Raw genomic sequence first — 19326 nt, 5'->3', positions numbered from 1 at the left:
TATAGGGCTTGGAGCTCTTGTCAAGAGGGCAAAGTGCGTGCGCGACCTGTGGAAGAACTTCCTATGGGGAAGGTCGGCGAAGGATGCACAACCAGGAAGGCCTGCGGCGCGCAGGCGCTCGATCGACAGGCGGAAGGCCGTCGGAAGGGCTCTTCCGGACCCGGGCGGGGCGCGGCGATGCCTCCGTGGCACCGGAGAACCGGAGGAGCGCGGGCCCGCGCCCCGGTGGAGTGGACGCCCGCCGGGGCGGTGAGGGGGGACAGTGGAGCCTGTGAACGGAGTGGGGGCCGCGGAGGACGTGCTGGCGGGCCCTCATCTGGTGGCCGCGATCTCGGCGACGGCCGAGTCCGACCCCGAGCGCAAGGCGGTCGGCCTGGTGCGGGATCCCGAGCACGAGGGGGAGGAGGCGCTGCGGAGCTACTCCTGGCTCGACGGCAGGGCCCGCCGCATCGCCGTCCTTCTCCGCAGGGCGGGCCTGGGCGCAGGATCACGGGTGCTGTTGCTTTTCCCGCAGTCCGCGGAGTTCGCCGCAGCCTACGCGGGATGCCTCTACGGAGGCATGGTCGCAGTCCCCGCGCCGCTGCCCACGGGAACTTCCCTGGAGACTACGCGCGTTGCGGGCATCGCCCGGGACGCCGACGCGGGCGCCGTCCTCACCGTCTCCGACACCGAGGCCGAGGTCAGGCAGTGGGCGGCCGGGGCCGGGCTGGACGATCTGCCACTGCTGTCCGTCGACGAACTGCCCGACGACGCCGAGCCGGAGCAGTGGCGAAGACCCGAGATCCGGGCCGACACCGTGGCGGTGCTCCAGTACACCTCCGGCTCGACCGGCGACCCCAAGGGCGTCGTCGTCACCCACGGCGCGCTCGCCGACAACGTGCGGAGCCTGCTCTCCGGCTTCGGTCTGGGGGCCGCCCCCCGGCTGGGCGGCTGGCTGCCGATGTACCACGACATGGGGTTGTTCGGGCTGCTGAGCCCGGCGCTGTTCAGCGGCGGTGCCGCCGTGCTGATGAGTGGTGGCGCCTTCCTGCGCCGGCCGCACCTGTGGCTCGTACTGATCGACCGCTTCGGCCTGACCTTCTCCGCCGCACCCGACTTCGCCTACAACTACTGCGTGCGGCGGGTGAAGCCCGAGCAGATCGACCGCCTCGACCTGTCGCGCTGGCGCTGGGCCGCCAACGGCTCGGAACCGATCCGGGCCGGGACACTCCGCGCCTTCACCAAGGAGTTCGCCCCCGCGGGGCTGCCCCCTGACGCCATGACCCCCTGCTACGGACTGGCCGAGGCCACCTTGCTGGTGTCCCTGTCCACGGGTGAGCCGCGCACCCGGCGGGTGGACGCCGCGGAACTGGAGAACCACCGCTTCGTCGAGGCGGCGGCGGGGCACCCGGCGCGCGAGGTCGTCTCCTGCGGCCGGCCCCCGGCACTGGAGGTCTCCGTGGTCGATCCCGTGACCGGGGAGCCCGTCTCGGGCGTTGCGGTGGGCGAGATCCGGGTGAGGGGCGCGAGTGTGGCAGCCGGGTACTGGCGGAAACCGGAGGCGACCGCCGAGACGTTCGCCGTGGCCGAGGACGGCTCGGGGCCGTGGCTGCGCACCGGTGACCTCGGCATCCTGTACGAGGGCGAGCTGTACGTGACCGGCCGTACCAAGGAACTCCTCATCGTGCACGGCCGCAACATCTACCCGCACGACGTCGAGCACGGGCTGCGCGTCCACCACGGTGAACTCGGCATGACCGGGGCGGTCTTCACCGTCCCCGCGGAAGAGGGCGAGGCCGTCGTGGTCACGCACGAGGTGGCCCCGTCCGTCCAGGGCGACCGCTGCACCGAACTGGTGACGGCGATGCGGGCGACGCTGGCGCGCGAGTTCGGCCTGGCCCCGGTGGGCGTGGTGCTGGTGCGCCGCGGCGGCATCCCGCGTACCAGCAGCGGCAAGGTACAGCGCCGCCTGGCCGCCCGGCTCTTCCGGGCCGGTGAACTCCTCCGCGTCCACGCCGACCCCGGCGCGCACCGGCTCATGGCGGCGTTCCGGGAAGGCGATCCACTCCGTGGCGCCTCCGCCCCCACCGCATGACGACGCCATCGTTCTGATCCGCTCACCGTGTCGGGAAGCTCCCCGGACCCCGGACCCCGGGGAACCCGGAAGCACCGGTCGGCCCCGGAACAGGGCGCCGGCCGTCCGGACCGCCTCCCCGGCGGCCGACGGTCGTCCCTCATACCGAAGACGAAGGTCGTAAACCTCATGTCCCCGTCCCCGTCCCCCGATCACCTACGGCAGTGGCTGCGCGAACAGTGTGCGGACTGCCTCGGCGTTCCCCCGGAATCCCTCGCCACCGACATCCCCCTCACCGATTACGGCATGACCTCCGTGACCGGGACCGCCCTGTGCGGCATGGTCGAGGATCATCTGGACGTCGAGTGCGACCTGGGCCTGCTCTGGCAGGAGCAGACGATCGACGCGATCACCTCCCGGCTGGCCTCACGCGCCGAACGCTGACGCCCGGCCCCGGCCCCGTCACATCACGCGCACGCACGCGCCGAGCTCCCGTGCGTGCGAGCGCCGCCGCGCGACCGGGCGCGCCGACAGACTTTCAGACCTAGGGCAGGAGAAGCATGCTGGAGCCCCCGGTAGACCGCGTGGCCGCCACCTCGGCCCAGTCCGGGATCTGGACCGCACAGCGTCTGCGATCGGACGACGGACTCTACACCTGCGGCCTCTACCTCGAACTCGACCACGTGGTGGAGGAGATACTGGGCGAGGCGGTTCGCCGGGCGGTCGCCGACACCGAGGCGCTGCGCACCGCCTTCCGGGAGGACGGGGACGGCGCACTGGAGCAACTCGTGCTCACCCGGCCGCCGAGCACGCAGACAGGGCTGTCCAGGCTGGACCTCCGCGGCCGCGGCCACCCGCGCTCCGAGGCCCTGGACTGGATGGACCGCCGACAGGCGGAGCCGTGGGACCTCGCCGCCGGTGACACCTGCCGGCACACCCTGATACTCCTCGGCGACCACCGCGGCATCCTGCATCTGCGCTACCACCACCTCGCCCTCGACGGGTTCGGCGCCGCGCTCTACCTGGACAGACTCGCGGCGGTGTACCGCACGCTGCGCGCCGGCCAGGAGCCGCCCCCCTGCACCTTCGCGTCGTTGGCCCGCCTCGCCGAGGAGGACCGCGACTACCGGCGCTCCGCCCGCCACCGCGCGGACGCCGACCACTGGCGGAGGCGGCTCGGCGACCTCCCGTCCCCCACGAGCGTCGCCGGCGCCGCCGCACCCGGTGCGTCCGGTACGTACGCCGCGTCCGACGCGCTGCGGTGCTCGGTGCACGTCTGTGCCGCCGACACCGCCGCGCTGGGCCTGAGAGTGGAGAAGAGCGGCAGCACCTGGTCGGTGTTCGCCACCGCGGCGGTGGCCGCCTTCCTGAGCCGCCACGTGCCCGGGGAGGACCTCGTCCTCGGGTTCCCGGTCGCCGCCAGGGTCACGCCCGCCGCGGTGCGCACCCCCGGGATGCTGGCGAACGTCGTGCCGCTCCGGCTCAGGGTGAGGCAGGGGATGCCGTTCGCCTCGCTGCTGGAGCGGACCGCGGCCGAGCTCGGCACCGTGCTGCGGCATCAACGTCACCGCACCGAGGACATCAGCCGTGCGCTCGGGCTCTCCCCGCACACCGCCTCACTGACTCCGACGCTGGTCAACGTCATGGCCTTCGCCCCGGTGCTCGACTTCGGCGACTGCCTGTCGCCGGTGCACGAGCTGTCGGCCGGGCCGGTCGAGGACCTGGCGGTCAATCTGCTCGGCGCTCCGGGGGACGGGCGGCGGCTGACGATCACCGTCACCGCCAACCCCCGGCTCCACTCGAAGGAGGCGGTGGCGTCGCTGGCCGGGCGGCTGGCGGATTTCCTGACGCGCACGGGCGAGAACGCCGACGCCCCGATCGGCCGAGCGCGCCTGCTCGACGCGCCGGAGGAGGCCAGGGCCCTGGCCTCCGGGCGGAGCCCGAGACGGGACCTCCCCGCCCGGACCCTGCCCGAACTCTTCGCCCGGCAGGCCGCCCGCACCCCCGGCGCCCCGGCGGTCGAATCGGACCGGGAGGTCTGGACGTACGCCCGGCTCGACGCGCGCGCCGACCGGGTGGCCCGGCGGCTGGCCGCCCGGGGCGTGGGGCCCGAGAGCATCGTCGCCCTCGCGGTGCCGCGGGGGGTGGAACTGGCGGCACTGGTGCTCGGAGTCCAGCGGGCCGGGGGCGCCTACCTCCCCGTCGACCCGGAGTATCCGGCGGAGCGCATCGAGTTCCTGCTGCGCGACGCCCGTCCCGCCCTGGTGGTCGGCGAGGCCGGAAGGGGGCTTTCGGACACCGGCTGCCCGTGGGTGTCGAGCGGCGACCTCCTCGGCGACGGAGCGTGGCACGAGGAGGCGGAGGCGCCCCCGGCCGGAGAGCTTCCGGCGGAGCTGCCCGCGTACGTCGTCTACACCTCCGGCTCGACCGGGCGCCCCAAGGGAGTCGTGGTCACTCACGCCGGCATCGCCGCACTGGCGGCCGAGCAGACCGACCGCTACGGGCTGGGCCCCGGTTCCAGGGTGGCGCAGCTCGCGGCCCTCGGGTTCGATGTCGCGGTCGCCGAACTCGCGATGGCGCTGACGTCGGGGAGCTGTCTCGTCATCCCGCCGCACGGACTCGCCGGCGAGGAACTGGCCGGTTTCCTGCGCACCCGGCGCGTCACGACGGCCCTCGCACCGCCCACCGTGCTGGCCACGGTGCCGCCCGGCGATTTCCCCGACCTGGCCGTCCTGGTCACCGGCGGTGAGCAGCCTCCGCCCGCGCTGATCGCCCGATGGGCGCCCGGTCGTTCGATGTTCAACGTCTATGGGCCCACCGAGGCGACCGTCCAGGCCACCTCCGGACGCTGCGCGGCGGGCGGCGACCGGGCGCCGGACATCGGGAACACCGAGGCCGGTGTGGACGCCTACGTCCTGGACGCCGCGCTCAGACCCGTTCCCGACGGGGTGACGGGAGAGCTGTACCTGCGTGGTGCGGGACTGGCACGCGGCTATCTGCGCCGCCCCGGCCTCACCGCCGCACGCTTCGTCGCCGACCCCTACGGCGGAGCGGGCGAGAGGATGTACCGCACCGGGGACCTGGTGCGCCGGGTACGGGGAGAGGGCCGTGCCGTGCTGGAGTTCGCCGGCCGGGCGGACGACCAGGTGAAGATACGGGGCTTCCGGGTGGAGCCGGGCGAGGTCGAGGCGGCCCTCACCGAACTCGACGGGGTCGCGCAGGCGCTGGTGACCGTGCGCGAGGAGCGGCCGGGCGACCGCAGGCTCGTCGCCTACCTGGTGCCCGAACCCGCCGGCCGGGACCGTCCCGCGGAGGAGCCCGACGTGGAACGGTGGCGCAGGCTGATCGCCGCCCGGCTCCCCGCCCACCTGGTCCCCTCGGCACTGGTGGCGCTGGCGGAGATCCCGCGCACGGCCAACGGCAAGGTGGACCGCACGGCGCTGCCCGCCCCCGGCGCCGCGCCCCTGCCCGCGGGACGGGAACCGCGCGACGCCCGCGAGGAGGCCCTGTGCGAGCTGTTCGCGCAGGTGCTGGGCGTCGAACGGGTCTGCGCCGACCACGACTTCTTCGCACTGGGCGGCGACTCCCTGCTGGCCGCCCGGCTGGCGAGCCGCATCCGCGACAGGCTGGGGAGGGCGGTCACGGTACGGGAGGTCTTCCGGGCCCCGACCGTCGCCCGGCTGGCGGAGGAGCTCGGCGGCCGGGCGGAGAGGGGCAGCCGCGTCCGCCCGGTCCGCCCGAGGCCGGACCGGGTACCGCTGTCGTCCGCGCAACGCCGGCTGTGGTTCATCGACGAACTCCAGGGAGCCTCGGCCGCCTACAACATCCCGACCACCCTGCGCTTCGACGGGCCGCTGGACGTCCCCGCGCTGCACGCCGCGCTCGGCGACGTGGTGGACCGGCACGAGGCGCTGCGGACCACCGTCCGGCCCGCCGCGGAAGGCGCCGCCGGCGCGGAGGCCGTGCCCGAACAGCACATCGCACCCCCCGGCGGCCACCGCCCCGGGCTGCCGGTGCGCGACGTCGCGCCCGAGGAACTCGCCGGGGAACTGCGCGCCGCCGCGGGCCACGTCTTCGACCTCACCGAGGACCTGCCGCTACGCGCCCGGCTCTACCGGACCGGCGAGCGGGAACACGTACTGCTGCTGCTCGTCCACCACATCGCCGCCGACGGGGCGTCGATGGGACCGCTGGTCGGGGACCTGGCCGCGGCCTACGCGGCCAGGCTCGCCGGGCGGGCCCCCGGCCTCCCGGAGCCGGAGGTGACGTACGCCGACTTCGCCCTGTGGGAGCACGGGAACGAGGAGCGCGCCGCCGCCTTGGCCGAGGGACTCGACCACTGGCGCCGGGCCCTGGCCGGGCTGCCGGACCACATACGGCTTCCCGCCGACCGGCCCCGGTCGCGGGAACCGCTCCGCCGGGGCGCGGCGGCGCGGTTCGAGGTGCCGCCCGAGCTCTACGCCCGGCTGGAAGAGCTGGCCAGGAGCGTACGGGCCACTCCCTTCATGGTGCTGCAGACCGCGGTCGCCCTCCTGCTGAGCCGCATGGGGGCCGGCTCGGACATCCCGCTGGGCACGCCGGTGGCCGGCCGCGGCGACGAGGCGCTCGACGATGTCGTCGGCTGCTTCGTCAACACCGTGGTCCTGCGCACCGACGTCTCGGGAACCCCGTCCGTCGCCGAACTGCTGGCACGGACGCGGGACGGCGACCTCGCGGCCCTCGCCCACCAGGACGTGCCGTTCGACCGGGTCGTGGACGCGGTCAACCCCGTGCGCTCCACCGCACGACACCCCCTCTTCCAGGTCATGCTGGTCCTCAACGGCACGGAGCGGCGCCGGGCACGGGCCCGGTTCCCCGGGCTGGAGACCCGGATCGGGGCGGTGGAGTCCGGCGAGACGAAGTTCGACCTCTCCTGGCACTTCACGCACCCGGGCGAGCGGGGGCAGGCGCTGGAGGGAGCGCTGGTGTACGCGGCCGACATGTTCGACGCCGCCACCGCGCACCGGCTCACCGAGCGGCTGCTCGGCGTGCTGACCGCGATGGCCGACGGCCCCGACCGGCCGATCGGGGCCGTCGACGTCCTCAGCGCCGCCGAACACCGCACGGTGCGCGAGTGGGGCACGGCAAGGGCCCGCGGCCACCGCGCCGGGCCGGTGGCGGAGAGAATCGCCGCCCGGGCGGCCCTCGTTCCGGAGGCCACCGCGGTGGCCGAGCCCGGCCGGGTGTGGACGTACGCCGAACTCGACGCCCGTGCCAACCGGCTGGCGCGGGCCCTGGCCGCCCGGGGCGTGGGGGCCGAGGACCTCGTCGCCGTGCTTCTGCCGCGCGGAGCGGATCTGGTCGCCACCCTGCTCGGGGTGCTGCGGGCCGGCGCCGCCTACCTCCCGCTCGACACCGGGCACCCGGTCGACCGCAACCGGTGGGCCGTCTCGGACTCCGCTCCGGCGACGGCCGTGACCGACGGCGCGCACCTGGGCGCGCTCCCCGCGGGGACCGGACACGCCGTGCTGGTGCTGGGGGAGGAGGACACCGAGGCCGAACTCGCCGGTCACGACCCCACCGTGCCGGACGCGACGGACCTCGCCCGGCCGGTGACCGGGAAAAACGCCGCCTACACGATCTACACCTCGGGTTCGACGGGCCGCCCCAAGGCCGTCGTCGTACAGCGGGACTCGCTGGACGCGTTCGTCGAGCGGACCGTCGAGACCTACGGGGAGGCGCTTCGAGGCACCTGTCTGCTGCATTCACCGGTCGCCTTCGACCTCACGGTCGCCACCGTCTACGGGCCGCTGGCCGCGGGCGGGCGGATACGGGTGGGAGAACTCGACGAGGCCGGGATCGCGCAGTGGGAGGAGGAGTGTCCGGACTTCCTCAAGGCCACGCCCTCCCACCTGGCGCTGCTGGAGGAGTTCGGCGGCTCCGCGGCCCCCGGGACGGTCGTCCTGGCGGGCGAGCCGCTGCTGGGCGCGCGGCTGGACCGCTGGCGGGGCGGCCGCCCCGGCACCACCGTCTTCAACAGCTACGGGCCGACGGAGACCACCGTCAACTGCCTGGAGTTCAGGATCGCCCCGGGGACGGGGACCGGCACGGGCCCGGGGCCCGTGCCGGTCGGCCGCCCGGTGGCGGGCGCCCGGGTGCACCTGCTCGACGACCGTCTCCACCCGGTCGCCCCGGGCGTGACGGGCGAGCTGTACGTCTGCGGGCCCGGGGTCGCCCGCGGGTACCGCGGCAGGGCGGCGGCCACCGCGGAGCGGTTCGTGGCCTGCCCGTCCGGGGAACCGGGGGAGCGGATGTACCGCACCGGCGACCTGATGCGGTGGACCGCGGACGGCGAACTGGTCTACGAGGGCCGGGCCGACGCCCAGCTGAAGGTGCGCGGCTTCCGGGTGGAGCCGGGCGAGGTGGAGGCCGCGCTGCTGGAACTGCCCGGCGTGCGCGAGGCGGCCGTGGTCCTCACCGGGGGCACGGGCGGCGGCCCCGGGGCCGCGGACACCCCCGCCGCCCCCGCCCGCCTGGTCGGCTACACGGTCGGCGGAGGGCCCGACCCGGCCGCCCTCCTGGAGCGGCTGCGCTCCCGGCTGCCCGGGTACATGGTGCCCGCCACGCTCGTGGAACTGGACCGCCTGCCGCTCACCCCCAACGGCAAGCTGGACCACCGGGCTCTGCCGGCGCCCGACTTCGGCCGGCGCCCGGAGCGCCGGGCGCCGCGCGGAGCGCGGGAGGAGCTGCTGTGCGCGCTCTTCGCCGAAGTGCTCGGACTGCCCGGGGCCGGACCGGAGGACGGCTTCTTCGCGCTCGGCGGCGACAGCATCGTCAGCATCCAGCTCGTCGGCCGCGCCCGCAGGGCCGGACTGCGCTTCACCGTGCGCGACGTCTTCGAGCACCCCACGGTCGCCGAGCTGGCGACCGTGGCCCGGGACGCCGGTCCGGCCGGGGACGAGGATGTCCGGCCCGAGCCGGAGCGGCTCGCCCCCAGCGGGCCGCTGCCGTACGTCCCCGCCGCCGCACGGCTCGTCGCCAGGACCGGGTCGCTCCGCACCCGCGGCGCCGACCGGTTCAACCAGTCGATGGTCCTCACCACTCCCGCGAAGGCCGGCCCGGACGACGTCCGGCGCGTGCTGCAGGCGCTGATCGACCACCACGGAGCGCTGCGGCTGCGGGCCGCCGCGGACCGGAGCGGCTCGCCGGACGGCCTGGTGGTGGGCGAGCCGGGCTCTGTCGCGGCCGCGGACCTGCTGTGGCACCGCGACGCCGCGGACCTGCCGGAGACGGCGCTGCGGGAAGCGGTGGAGCAGGAGGCCCGGCGCGCCCGGGACGGTCTCGACCCGAGCGCGGGCGCCGTGCTGCGGGCCGCATGGCTGGACCGCGGTCCGCAGCGAGGCGGCCTGCTGGTGCTGGTGGCCCACCACCTCTGTGTGGACGGCGTCTCCTGGCGGATCCTGCTGGACGACATCCGTCAGCTCTGGGACACGTCCGCCGCCCCCGCCGCGCGGACGTCCCCGCTGCCGGAGGGCACCTCCCTGCGGGAGTGGGCCACCCGCGCCGCCGCGTTGGCCGCCGGGCCCGCCGTGACCGGCAGTCTCCCCCACTGGCGGGAGACCCTGACGGGCCTGGAGGACCCGGACGGCGAGGTGGCCGCCCTCAAGGTGCGGCTCGACCCCGACGCCGACACCCACGGCTCGGCGCGCGAGACCGAGCACAGACTGCCGGCCGGCCTGACCGACGCGCTCGTTGGCACCGCTGCGGCGGCGCTCCGCGCGGAGACCGGGGAACTGCTGCTGGCCGGTTACGCGCTGGCCGCCTCCCGGGTGCTGGGCGACCGGCCCGTGTTCGTCGTGGAGACCGAGAGCCACGGCCGGCAGGACGCGCTCCTGCCGGAAGTGGACCTGTCCCGCACCGTCGGCTGGTTCACCTCCGTCCATCCGGTGCGGCTGCGGCCCGGTGCCGGGGCCGCGCGGCTGCTGAAGGACACCAAGGAGCGGCTGCGCACCGTGCCGGACGCCGGGCTGGGCCACGACCTGCTGCGCCACGGCGGCGCGGGACCGTCCCCCGGTGAGGGCGGCCCCGCACTGCCCCGCCCTCAGTTCGGCTTCAACTACCTCGGGCGGGTGGCCGTTGCCTCCGCCGTCGCCTCCGCCGCGGACGGCGCCGGCGGAGGCGGGGCGTGGGCCGTCGCGGGCCACAGCGTCGCCCCGCAGCCACCGGAGCTCCCGCTGGCGCACGAGGTGGAACTGACCGTCCTTCTGGAGGACGGCCCCGGGGGGCCCGTACTGGCGGCGCGCTGGAACGCCTCCGCCCGCTCGATGTCCGAGGCGCGGCTGACCGAGCTGGCGCGGGAGTGGGAGGCGGCGCTGCACGAGCTCGTGGCACTGTCCGGCACCCCCGAGGGCAGCGGCCTGATCCCCTCGGAGACCGGCGCCGGCGGTCTGGAGCAGCACGAGATCGAGGAGTGCGAGGCGGCGGCGGACTTCCGGGTGGCCGACCTGCTCGGACTCGGACCCGCCCAGGAGGGCCTGCTCTTCCACAGCACCTTCGACGACGAGGCGGAGGACGTCTACGTCGGTCAGCTGGTTCTGGAGATCGACGGAGAGCTGTCGGCCGTCCGCCTGCGGGACGCCGCCCAGCGGGTCGTCGACCGGCACCAGGCACTGCGCTCGGCCTTCCTCCAGCGCCGCTCCGGCGAGTGGGTGCAGGCGGTCGCCGCACGGGTGCCCGCCGACTGGGAGGAGCACGACCTGACGGGACCGGCCGAGGAGGAGCGGCAGCGGCGGCTGGAGGACCTGCTCGTCGAGCAGCGCGCCCGCCGGTTCGATCTCTCCAGGCCGCCGCTCGTGCGGTTCCTGCTCGTGCGGACCGCGGCGGACCGGCACGTCCTGGCCCTGACCAACCATCACCTGGTGCTGGACGGCTGGTCGCTGCCGCTGGTGGTGCGCGACCTCATGGCGCTGTACGGGGCGGACGGCGGCGACTGCCTGCCCCCCGCCCGGCCGTACCGCGACTACCTGGCCTGGCTCGGCGGACAGGACCGCGAAGCGGCCCGGGAGGTGTGGGCACGGGCGCTCGCCGGGCTCGAACCCTCGCTGATCGCCCCGAACGCCCCGCGCGGCGGCGCGGCGCCCCTCCCGCACCACCGCGCCATGAACCCGGAGGTCGTCTCCCGCCTCACCGGCTGGGCCAGGCGGCACGGCGTCACGCTCAACTCGGCGATCGAGACGGCCTGGGCCCTTGTGCTGGGCCGCCTCACCGGCCGGGACGACGTGAGCTTCGGCATCGCGGTCTCCGGCCGGCCCACCGACCTGCCCGGCTCCGCGGAGGTCGTCGGCCTGCTGATGAACACCGTGCCGGTGCGCGTCGTCCTGGACCCCGGCGAGCCGCTGGACGCACTGGTGCGGCGCGTGCAGCGGGAGCAGGCCGGACTGCTGGACCACCAGTTCGTCCCGCTGGCGGAGGTGCAGCGCCGGCTGGGGACGGGCGACATCTTCGACACCACGCTCGTCTTCGAGAACTACCCGCTGGACCCCGCCGCCGGCCTCCTCGACGGTGAGGGGGGCGACGGGCTCGCACTGCGCGACGCGCACGGCCACGACAGCAACCACTACCCGCTCAGCGTCACCGTCGGCCCCGCCCCAGGCTTCCGGCTCCGCTTCACCTACCGTCCCGACCTGTTCACCCGGGAGTGGGTCGACGACCTGGCGGCGCGGTTCGAGCAGGTGCTCGACACCATGGCGACCTCCGGCGCCACCCCGGCGGGACGGCTGGACGTGCTGCTCCCGCACGAGCACGCCACGCTGCTGGGCGACTGGGCGCGCGGGGAGGCGACGAGCGGGCGGGAGTGCCCCGTCGCCCTCTTCGAGGAACAGGCCGCCCGCACCCCGGACGCCCTCGCGCTGGTCGAGGGCGGTACGGGAGGACTCCGCCTGACCTACGCCGAGTTCGACGCGCGCGCCAACCGCATGGCGCGTTTCCTCATCGCCCGCGGGATCGGGGCCGAGGACCTGGTCGGCCTGGTCTTCCCGCGCGGCGCCGACCTGCTCACCGGGCTGTGGGGGGCGCTCAAGGCCGGTGCGGCGTATCTGCCGGTGGACGTGGACTACCCGGCCGAACGGATCGGGCTGCTCCTGTCCGACGGCGCCCCCGCCCTCGTACTGACCACCTCCGCCCACGCCCACCTGGTGCCCAGGGTGCCGGGGCGGCGGATCCTCTGCGTCGACCTGCCCGCAACCGCGGACGAACTGGCCCGGACCCCGGGCGGACCGGTGACGGACCGGGAGCGCCCGCGCCCGGTCGGACACGACACCCTCGCCTACGTCCTCTACACCTCCGGCTCCACCGGCCGTCCCAAAGGGGTGGCGATCGGCCGCGGTTCGCTGGCCGCGCACGCCGTCCGGTCCCGCGACCGCTACCCGGACGCCGCCGGGGTGTCGCTGCTGCACTCACCGGTGGCGTTCGACCTCACGGTGACGGCCCTGTTCACCACGCTGATCTCCGGCGGGACCCTGCTGCTGGCGGAACTCGACGAACACGTGCAGGAAGCCGGCGTCACCTTCGTGAAGGGCACGCCCTCCCACGTCGCGCTCCTGGACGAGCTGCCCGGCGTCCTCGGCGCCGCCGGCGAGCGCCCCGGCACTCTCGTGCTCGGCGGCGAGCCGCTCACCGGCGAGATGCTGGAGCGCTGGCGCGCCCGCCACCGGGAGGCCGCGGTCTTCAACGACTACGGGCCGTCGGAGACCAGCGTCAACTGCTCCGACCTGTTCCTCGGCCCCGGCGAGGAGGTGCCGGCCGGCCTGCTGCCGATCGGCCGGCCGCTGCCCGGCAACCACATGTTCGTGCTCGACCACCTGCTCCAGCCCGTGCCGGTCGGCGTCGTCGGCGAGATATACGTCTCCGGCGTCGGCGTGGCCCGCGGCTACCACGGGAGGCCGGGCCTGACCGCCGAGCGCTTCCTGCCCTGCCCGTTCGACACACCGGGTGAGCGGATGTACCGCACCGGGGACCTGGGCCGCTGGCGGCCCGACGGGATCATGGAGTGCCTGGGCCGTACCGACGACCAGGTCAAGGTGCGCGGCTTCCGGGTGGAGCTGGGCGAGGTGGAGACCGCTCTCGCCGGCCGCGCCGGCGTCGCCCGGGCCACCGTCGTCGTGCGCGAGGACGAGCCGGGGGACAGGAGGCTGACGGGGTACGTGGTGCCCGAGGAAGGGGCGGAGGCGGACTTCGACACGGCCGCCGCGCTGCGCGACCTCGCCGCGGAACTGCCGGAGTACATGGTCCCGGCCGCGATCGTGGTCCTGGCGGAGTTGCCGCGCACCGAGAACGGCAAGCTGGACCGCAGGGCGCTGCCCGCGCCCGCGTACGGCGCCCGATCCACCGGACGGGCGCCGCGCACCGCCGCCGAGAGAGCCCTGTGCACGCTGTTCGCGGAGGTCCTGGGCGTGCCCGAGGCCACCGTGGACGACGACTTCTTCGCCCTGGGCGGCCACTCGCTGCTGGCCGTCCGCCTCGCGGGCCGCATCCGGGCCGAGCTCGGTCTGCGGCTGGACATCCGCACGATCTTCGACCGCCGCACCGTCGCGGACCTCCTGGCCGACCCGCAGATCGCCGCGCAGCTGACGGGCGGCGGGGAACCGGTGGAACCGGCGGAGCCCGCTCCGTACCGGGAACCCCCGGCCGCGGGGCCCGCCGGCCCCGGTGCCCGGCCGGCGCCGGAGCGTCTGCCCCTGTCCCACGCCCAGCGCAGGCTGTGGTTCCTCAACCGCTACGACAAGGAGGCCGGCGGCTACCACATCAGCGTCGCGCTGCGGCTGACCGGAGACCTCGACGCCGGCGCCCTGCACGCCGCGCTGGGCGACCTGGCCGCCCGGCACGAGAGCCTGCGCACGGTCTTCCGCGAGGACGAGGAGGGGCCGTACCAGATCGTCCTGCCCGCGAGGCCCCCCTCCGCGCCGGCCGCCGTCCCCGCGTCCGCGGAGGAACTCGACGGACTGGTGCGCGAAGCCGTCCGCCTGCCCTTCGACCTCGCCGAGGACGTTCCGATGCGGCACGTCCTGTTCGCGCTCCCGGGCAGCGAGCACGTCCTGCTCCTGGTCATCCACCACATCGCCGCCGACGGCTGGTCGATGGGGCCGCTGGCCCGGGACCTGGCCACCGCCTACCGGGCCCGCGCGGCCGGTGGCGAACCCCGGTGGGCGACGCCCGCCGCGAGCCACACCGACCACGTGCTCCGGCAGCACCGCGCGCCGGGCTCCGGGGAGGGCGCGGACGACCCGGCGGCCCGCCGGCTCGCCCACTGGACCGAGGAACTGCGCGGCCTGCCCGACGAACTTCCGCTCCCCTACGACCGGCCGCGGCCGACGGCGCCCCCCGCACACGCCGAACGGGTCGACTTCCGGATCGACGCCGCACTGCACCGGGGGATCCTGGCGCTGGCCGCCCGCGGCCGGGCCACCGGGTTCATGGTCCTGCACGCCGCCCTGGCCGCCCTGCTGACCAGGCTCGGAGCCGGCACCGACGTCCCCGTGGGCACCCCGTCGGCCGGCCGCGACCGGCCCGAGACCGCCGACCTCGTCGGCTTCCTCGTCAACACCCTGGTCCTGCGCACGGACACCTCGGGCGACCCGACCTTCGAGGAACTGCTGGAGCGGGTGCGCGAGACCGACCTGAAGGCGTACACCCACCAGGACGTGCCGTTCGAACGGCTGGTGGAGGCGGTCAACCCCGCCCGCTCGCCCGGCAGGCACCCGCTCGTGCAGACGATGCTCACCCTCGACAACGCGGCCCGGGGAGCGCTGGACCACCTCCTGGACCTGCCGGGCCTGCGCGTGGAACCGCTGCCGACCGCCGAGGGCACCGCGCACACCGACCTCGACCTGACCTTCACCGAGCCCGGCGGTGCCCCGTCCACAGGTGGAACAGGACTCGACGGAACCCTGCGGTACCGCCCCGACCTGTTCGACCGCGCGACCGCGAAGGCCCTGGCGGAGCGGCTCGTGGCGGTGCTGCGCGCGGTGACGCACGAGCCCGGCCTGCGGCTGGGACAGCTCGACGTCATCACCGGGGAGGAACGCCGGCTGCTGGCGGAGGCCGAAGCCGCCGCCCGGCGGGCACGGACCGGATCCACCGTCACCGACCTGCCCGCGCTGTTCGCCGCCCAGGCCGGACGAACCCCCTTCGCCCCCGCCCTCACCGCGGGCGGGACGACCATGGACTACGCCGAGCTGGACGACCGGTCCAACCGTCTGGCCCGCATGCTGCTGGAACTCGGCGCGGGACCGGAGGACTTCGTAGCCCTGGCCATACCCCGCTCGGCGGACCTGGTGCCGGCCATGCTCGCCGTGCTGAAATCGGGCGCCGCCTACCTCGCGCTCGACCCCGACCACCCGGCCGAGCGCACCTCCTACATCCTCCGCGACAGCCGGCCGGTCGCGGTGCTCTCCACCCGTGCGGGACGGGCCGCCCTGCACGACACGCTCGGCGGGGCGGTCGGCGAGGCGCCCTGGCTGCTCCTCGACTCGCCCGGGACCGAGGCCGCGGCGGCCGGGCTGTCGGCGGCACCGGTCACCGACGCCGACCGCCGTGCGCCCCTGCTCCCCGACCACCCCGCCTACACCATCTACACCTCGGGCTCGACCGGACGGCCCAAGGCCGTGGTCGTCAGCCACGCCAACGTCGCGCGACTGCTGGGAGCCTGCCGTTCGGCCATGGACTTCGGGCAGGAGGACGTCTGGACGCTCTTCCACTCCAGCGCCTTCGACTTCTCCGTGTGGGAGATATGGGGCGCCCTGGCGTACGGCGGCCGGCTGGTCGTCGTGCCGCACGACGTGGCCCGGTCCCCCGGGGACTTCCTGCGGCTGCTGCACCGCGAACGCGTCACGGTGCTCAGCCAGACACCCTCCGCCTTCCTCCAGCTCCTGCGGGCGGAGACCGAGCAGAGCGTTCCCGCGGAGTTCACCGCGGCGCTGCGGTACGTCGTCTTCGGTGGCGAGGCACTGGACACCGCTCAGCTCGCCCCCTGGCGGGATCGGCCGGTCCGCCTGGTGAACATGTACGGAATCACCGAGACGACCGTGCACGTCACCCACCTGGAGCTGGACGACGCCGCGCTGGAACGCGGCGGCAGCCCCATCGGCCTCCCCCTGGACGACCTGTGCGCGCACGTGCTCGACGAGCGGCTGCGGCCCGTGCCGTCGGGCGTCGTCGGCGAGCTGTACGTCGCCGGCCCCGGCCTGGCCCGCGGCTACCGGCAGCGCCCCGGGCTGACGGCCGCCCGCTTCGTCGCCGACCCGTTCGAGACCGGCGGGCGGATGTACCGGACCGGTGACCTGGTCAGACGTGACCCGGGCGGCGGCCTGCACTACGTCGGCCGGTCCGACGCCCAGGTCAAACTGCGCGGTTACCGCATCGAGCTGGGGGAGATCGAGGCAGCGGCGCGGCGCCACCCGGGCGTCGGCCAGGCCGCCGCGGCGGTCCACGGGGACGGGCCGGACGACCGGTACCTGGTCTGCTACACGGTGCCGGACAAGGACACCGGACCCGAGCCGCACGAGATACGCGCCCACCTGGCCGGCGCACTGCCCGGCTACATGGTCCCCGCCGCCGTGGTGACGCTGCCCGCACTGCCGCTGACCCCGAACGGCAAGCTGGACCGCAGGGCGCTGCCCGCCCCGGACCGGACGGCGCTCGCAGGCGGCGGTGCGCCGTCCGGTCCGCGGGAGGAGGCCCTCTGCGCGGCCTTCTGCGACGTCCTCCACCTGGAGGAGGTCGGCCGGGACGCCGACTTCTTCGCCCTGGGCGGGCACTCCCTGTCGGCGGTCCGGCTCATCAGCCGGATCCGGTCGGTGCTGGGGGTGGAGATCGGCATCCGCGCGCTCTTCGAGGCGCCCACGCCCGCCGCGCTGGCCCGGCGGCTGGACACCGCCGGGACCGGACGGCCCCGCCTGGTGCCGCAGCGACGACCGCGCCGTGTCCCGCTCTCCTCCGCCCAGCGGCGGCTGTGGTTCCTCGGAGAACTGGAGGGACCCGGCGCGACCTACAACATCCCGCTCACCCTGCGGCTGCGCGGCACCCTGGACGTCGGGGCCCTGCACGCCGCGCTGGCGGACGTGGTGGCCCGGCACGAGGCCCTGCGCACGGTCTTCCCGGCCGAGAACGGCGTCCCCCACCAGCATGTGGTCGAGCCCGGTGAGGCCGCGCCCGAGCCGGCCGTCGTGGACATCGCCGAGGAGGACCTGCCGGCCGCCCTCGCCGAGGCGTGCGACCACGCGTTCACGCTGACCGAGGACCTGCCGCTGCGTGCGGTGCTGCTGCGCACCGGACCCGGCGACCACGTGCTCTCCCTGGTGCTGCACCACATCGCCGGCGACGGCTGGTCGCTCGCGCCGCTCGCCCGCGACCTGAGCACCGCCTACGCCGCGCGGCTCGAAGGACGCGCCCCGCAGTGGCGGCCGCTGCCGGTGCAGTACTCCGACTTCACCCTGTGGAAGGAGCGGCTGCTCGGCGACGCGGACGATCCCGGCAGCCTCTTCGCACGCCAGCTCGCCTTCTGGCGCGACGCGCTGGAGGGGGCACCGGAGCAGATCGAGCTGCCCACCGACCGGCCGCGTCCGGCGATGGAGAGCCACCGCGGCGCGATCCACCGCTTCACCCTGCCGGCCCGGCTGCGGGACCGGCTGCGCACGCTGGCGCACTCCCGGCAGGCGACCTTGTTCATGGTGCTGCAGGCGGGTCTCGCGGCGCTGTTCGCCAGACTGGGGGCCGGCCGGGACATCGTCCTGGGCACCCCGGTCGCCGGCCGCGGCGACGAGGCGGTCGACGACCTCGTCGGCTTCTTCGTCAACACCCTGGCGCTGCGCACCGACCTCAGCGGCGACCCCACCTTCGAGCAACTGCTGGACCGGGTGCGGGAGGCCGACCTGTCCGCCTTCGCCCACCAGGACATACCGTTCGAGCAACTGGTGGAGTCGCTCAACCCCACCCGCTCCCTCTCCCGGCACCCCGTCTTCCAGGTGCTGCTGGCCCTTCAGAACAACGAGCGCGGCGAGGCCGTCATGCCGGGCCTGGAGGTCACCGTGGAGCGCCCCGCCAAGGCAGCGGCCAAGTACGACCTCTTCGTGAATCTGGTCGAGTCCCGCGACCCGGCCGGCGCGACCGTCGTCGAGGGCGCCGTCGAGTACGCCACCGACCTCTTCGACGCCGACACCGTCGCGCGGCTGACCGAGCGCTACCACGACCTGCTGCTGGCGGTCGCCGAGGAGCCCGGGACGCGGCTCAGCCGCGTCCCGGTGCTGAGCGGGGCCGAACGCGGCGCGCTGGCGGCCGAGTGGGGCGCCACCGCCGCGGACCCGGCCGAGGACGCCGCCGCGCTCTTTTGCGCCCGCGCCGCGGCGACACCGGACGCGGTGGCGGTCCGCTGCGCGGAGGAGAGCCTCACATACGCCGAACTCGACGAGCGGGCCCACCGGGTGGCAGGGGAGCTGGCCGCCCGCGGCGCCGGCCCCGAACAGCGGGTCGCGGTGTGCCTTCCGCGCACCGCCGACCTGGTGGCCTGCCTGCTCGGCGTCCTGCGGACCGGCGCCGCCTACGTGCCGCTGGACCCGGAGTACCCGGACGAGCGCATCGCCGCGGTCCTGGCCGACACCCGTCCGGTGGCGCTGCTCACCACGGCGGACAGCCGCCCCGCGATCACCGCGGCCGCGGCCGCGTGCGGCGCCGCCACCCTCCTGGCGGCCGACGCCGCACGGGCCACCGCCGAGCCCCCGCCCACGGTTCCCGCACCGCTGCCGGACCAGGCCGCTTACGTGCTGCACACCTCGGGGTCCACGGGCCGCCCCAAGGGCGTGGTCGTCAGCCGCGGCAACCTCGCCAACCTGCTGGCCGACATGCGGGAACGGCTGCGCTTCGCCGCCGGGGACCGGCTGGTGGCCGTCACCACGGTCGGCTTCGACATCGCCGCCCTGGAACTGTTCCTGCCTCTGACCAGCGGCGCGGAGCTGATACTGGCCGACCGCGACACCGCACGGGACCCGCGGGCGCTGGCGGAACTGCTCACCCGAAGCGGTGCCACCACCCTCCAGGCCACCCCGAGCACCTGGCAGATGCTGGTCGAGACCGCGCCCGACGCACTGCGCGGGCTGCGCAAGCTGGTGGGCGGCGAGGCGCTCCCCGCCTCCCTGGCGTCCCGGCTGCGCGAACCGGACGGCGAACTGGTCAACGTCTACGGGCCCACCGAGACCACCATCTGGTCCACCGCCGCCCGCCTCGACCGTGCCGCCCGGGGGGCT

General features: G+C 75.3%; 3 protein-coding genes (1 of these 3 only partly in view). All 3 read left to right on the top strand.

The genetic code is table 11. The features are described from left to right. The first annotated feature begins 271 nt into the window (after positions 1–271). Positions 272–2074 carry a fatty acyl-AMP ligase gene (locus BM237_RS23570; RefSeq protein WP_245793982.1) on the top strand — a complete coding sequence of 601 codons (1803 nt, stop codon included), beginning with the start codon at positions 272–274 and terminating at the stop codon, positions 2072–2074. Positions 2075–2242: 168 nt separating this feature from the next. Beyond that, on the top strand, positions 2243–2497 hold the full coding sequence (locus tag BM237_RS23565) for an acyl carrier protein (protein ID WP_093851742.1): 255 nt from the start codon (positions 2243–2245) through the stop codon (positions 2495–2497). Positions 2498–2613: 116 nt separating this feature from the next. Next, positions 2614–19326: the 5' portion of a non-ribosomal peptide synthetase gene (locus tag BM237_RS23560; RefSeq protein WP_093851741.1), read on the top strand. 2199 nt of this gene lie beyond the right edge of the window; the window shows 16713 of its 18912 coding nt (coding positions 1–16713); its start codon is at positions 2614–2616; its stop codon lies beyond the right edge, outside the window.

The organism is Streptomyces mangrovi (assembly GCF_900114215.1).
Classification (GTDB): domain Bacteria; phylum Actinomycetota; class Actinomycetes; order Streptomycetales; family Streptomycetaceae; genus Streptomyces; species Streptomyces barkulensis.
Note: the sequence above shows the minus strand (reverse complement) of the source record. Positions and strands in the feature narration are given on the sequence as shown.

Coding starts and splice junctions, on each gene's coding strand:
- BM237_RS23565 (WP_093851742.1), top strand. CDS start 2,243: ATGTCCCCGTCCCCGTCCCCCGATCACCTACGGCAGTGGCTGCGCGAA.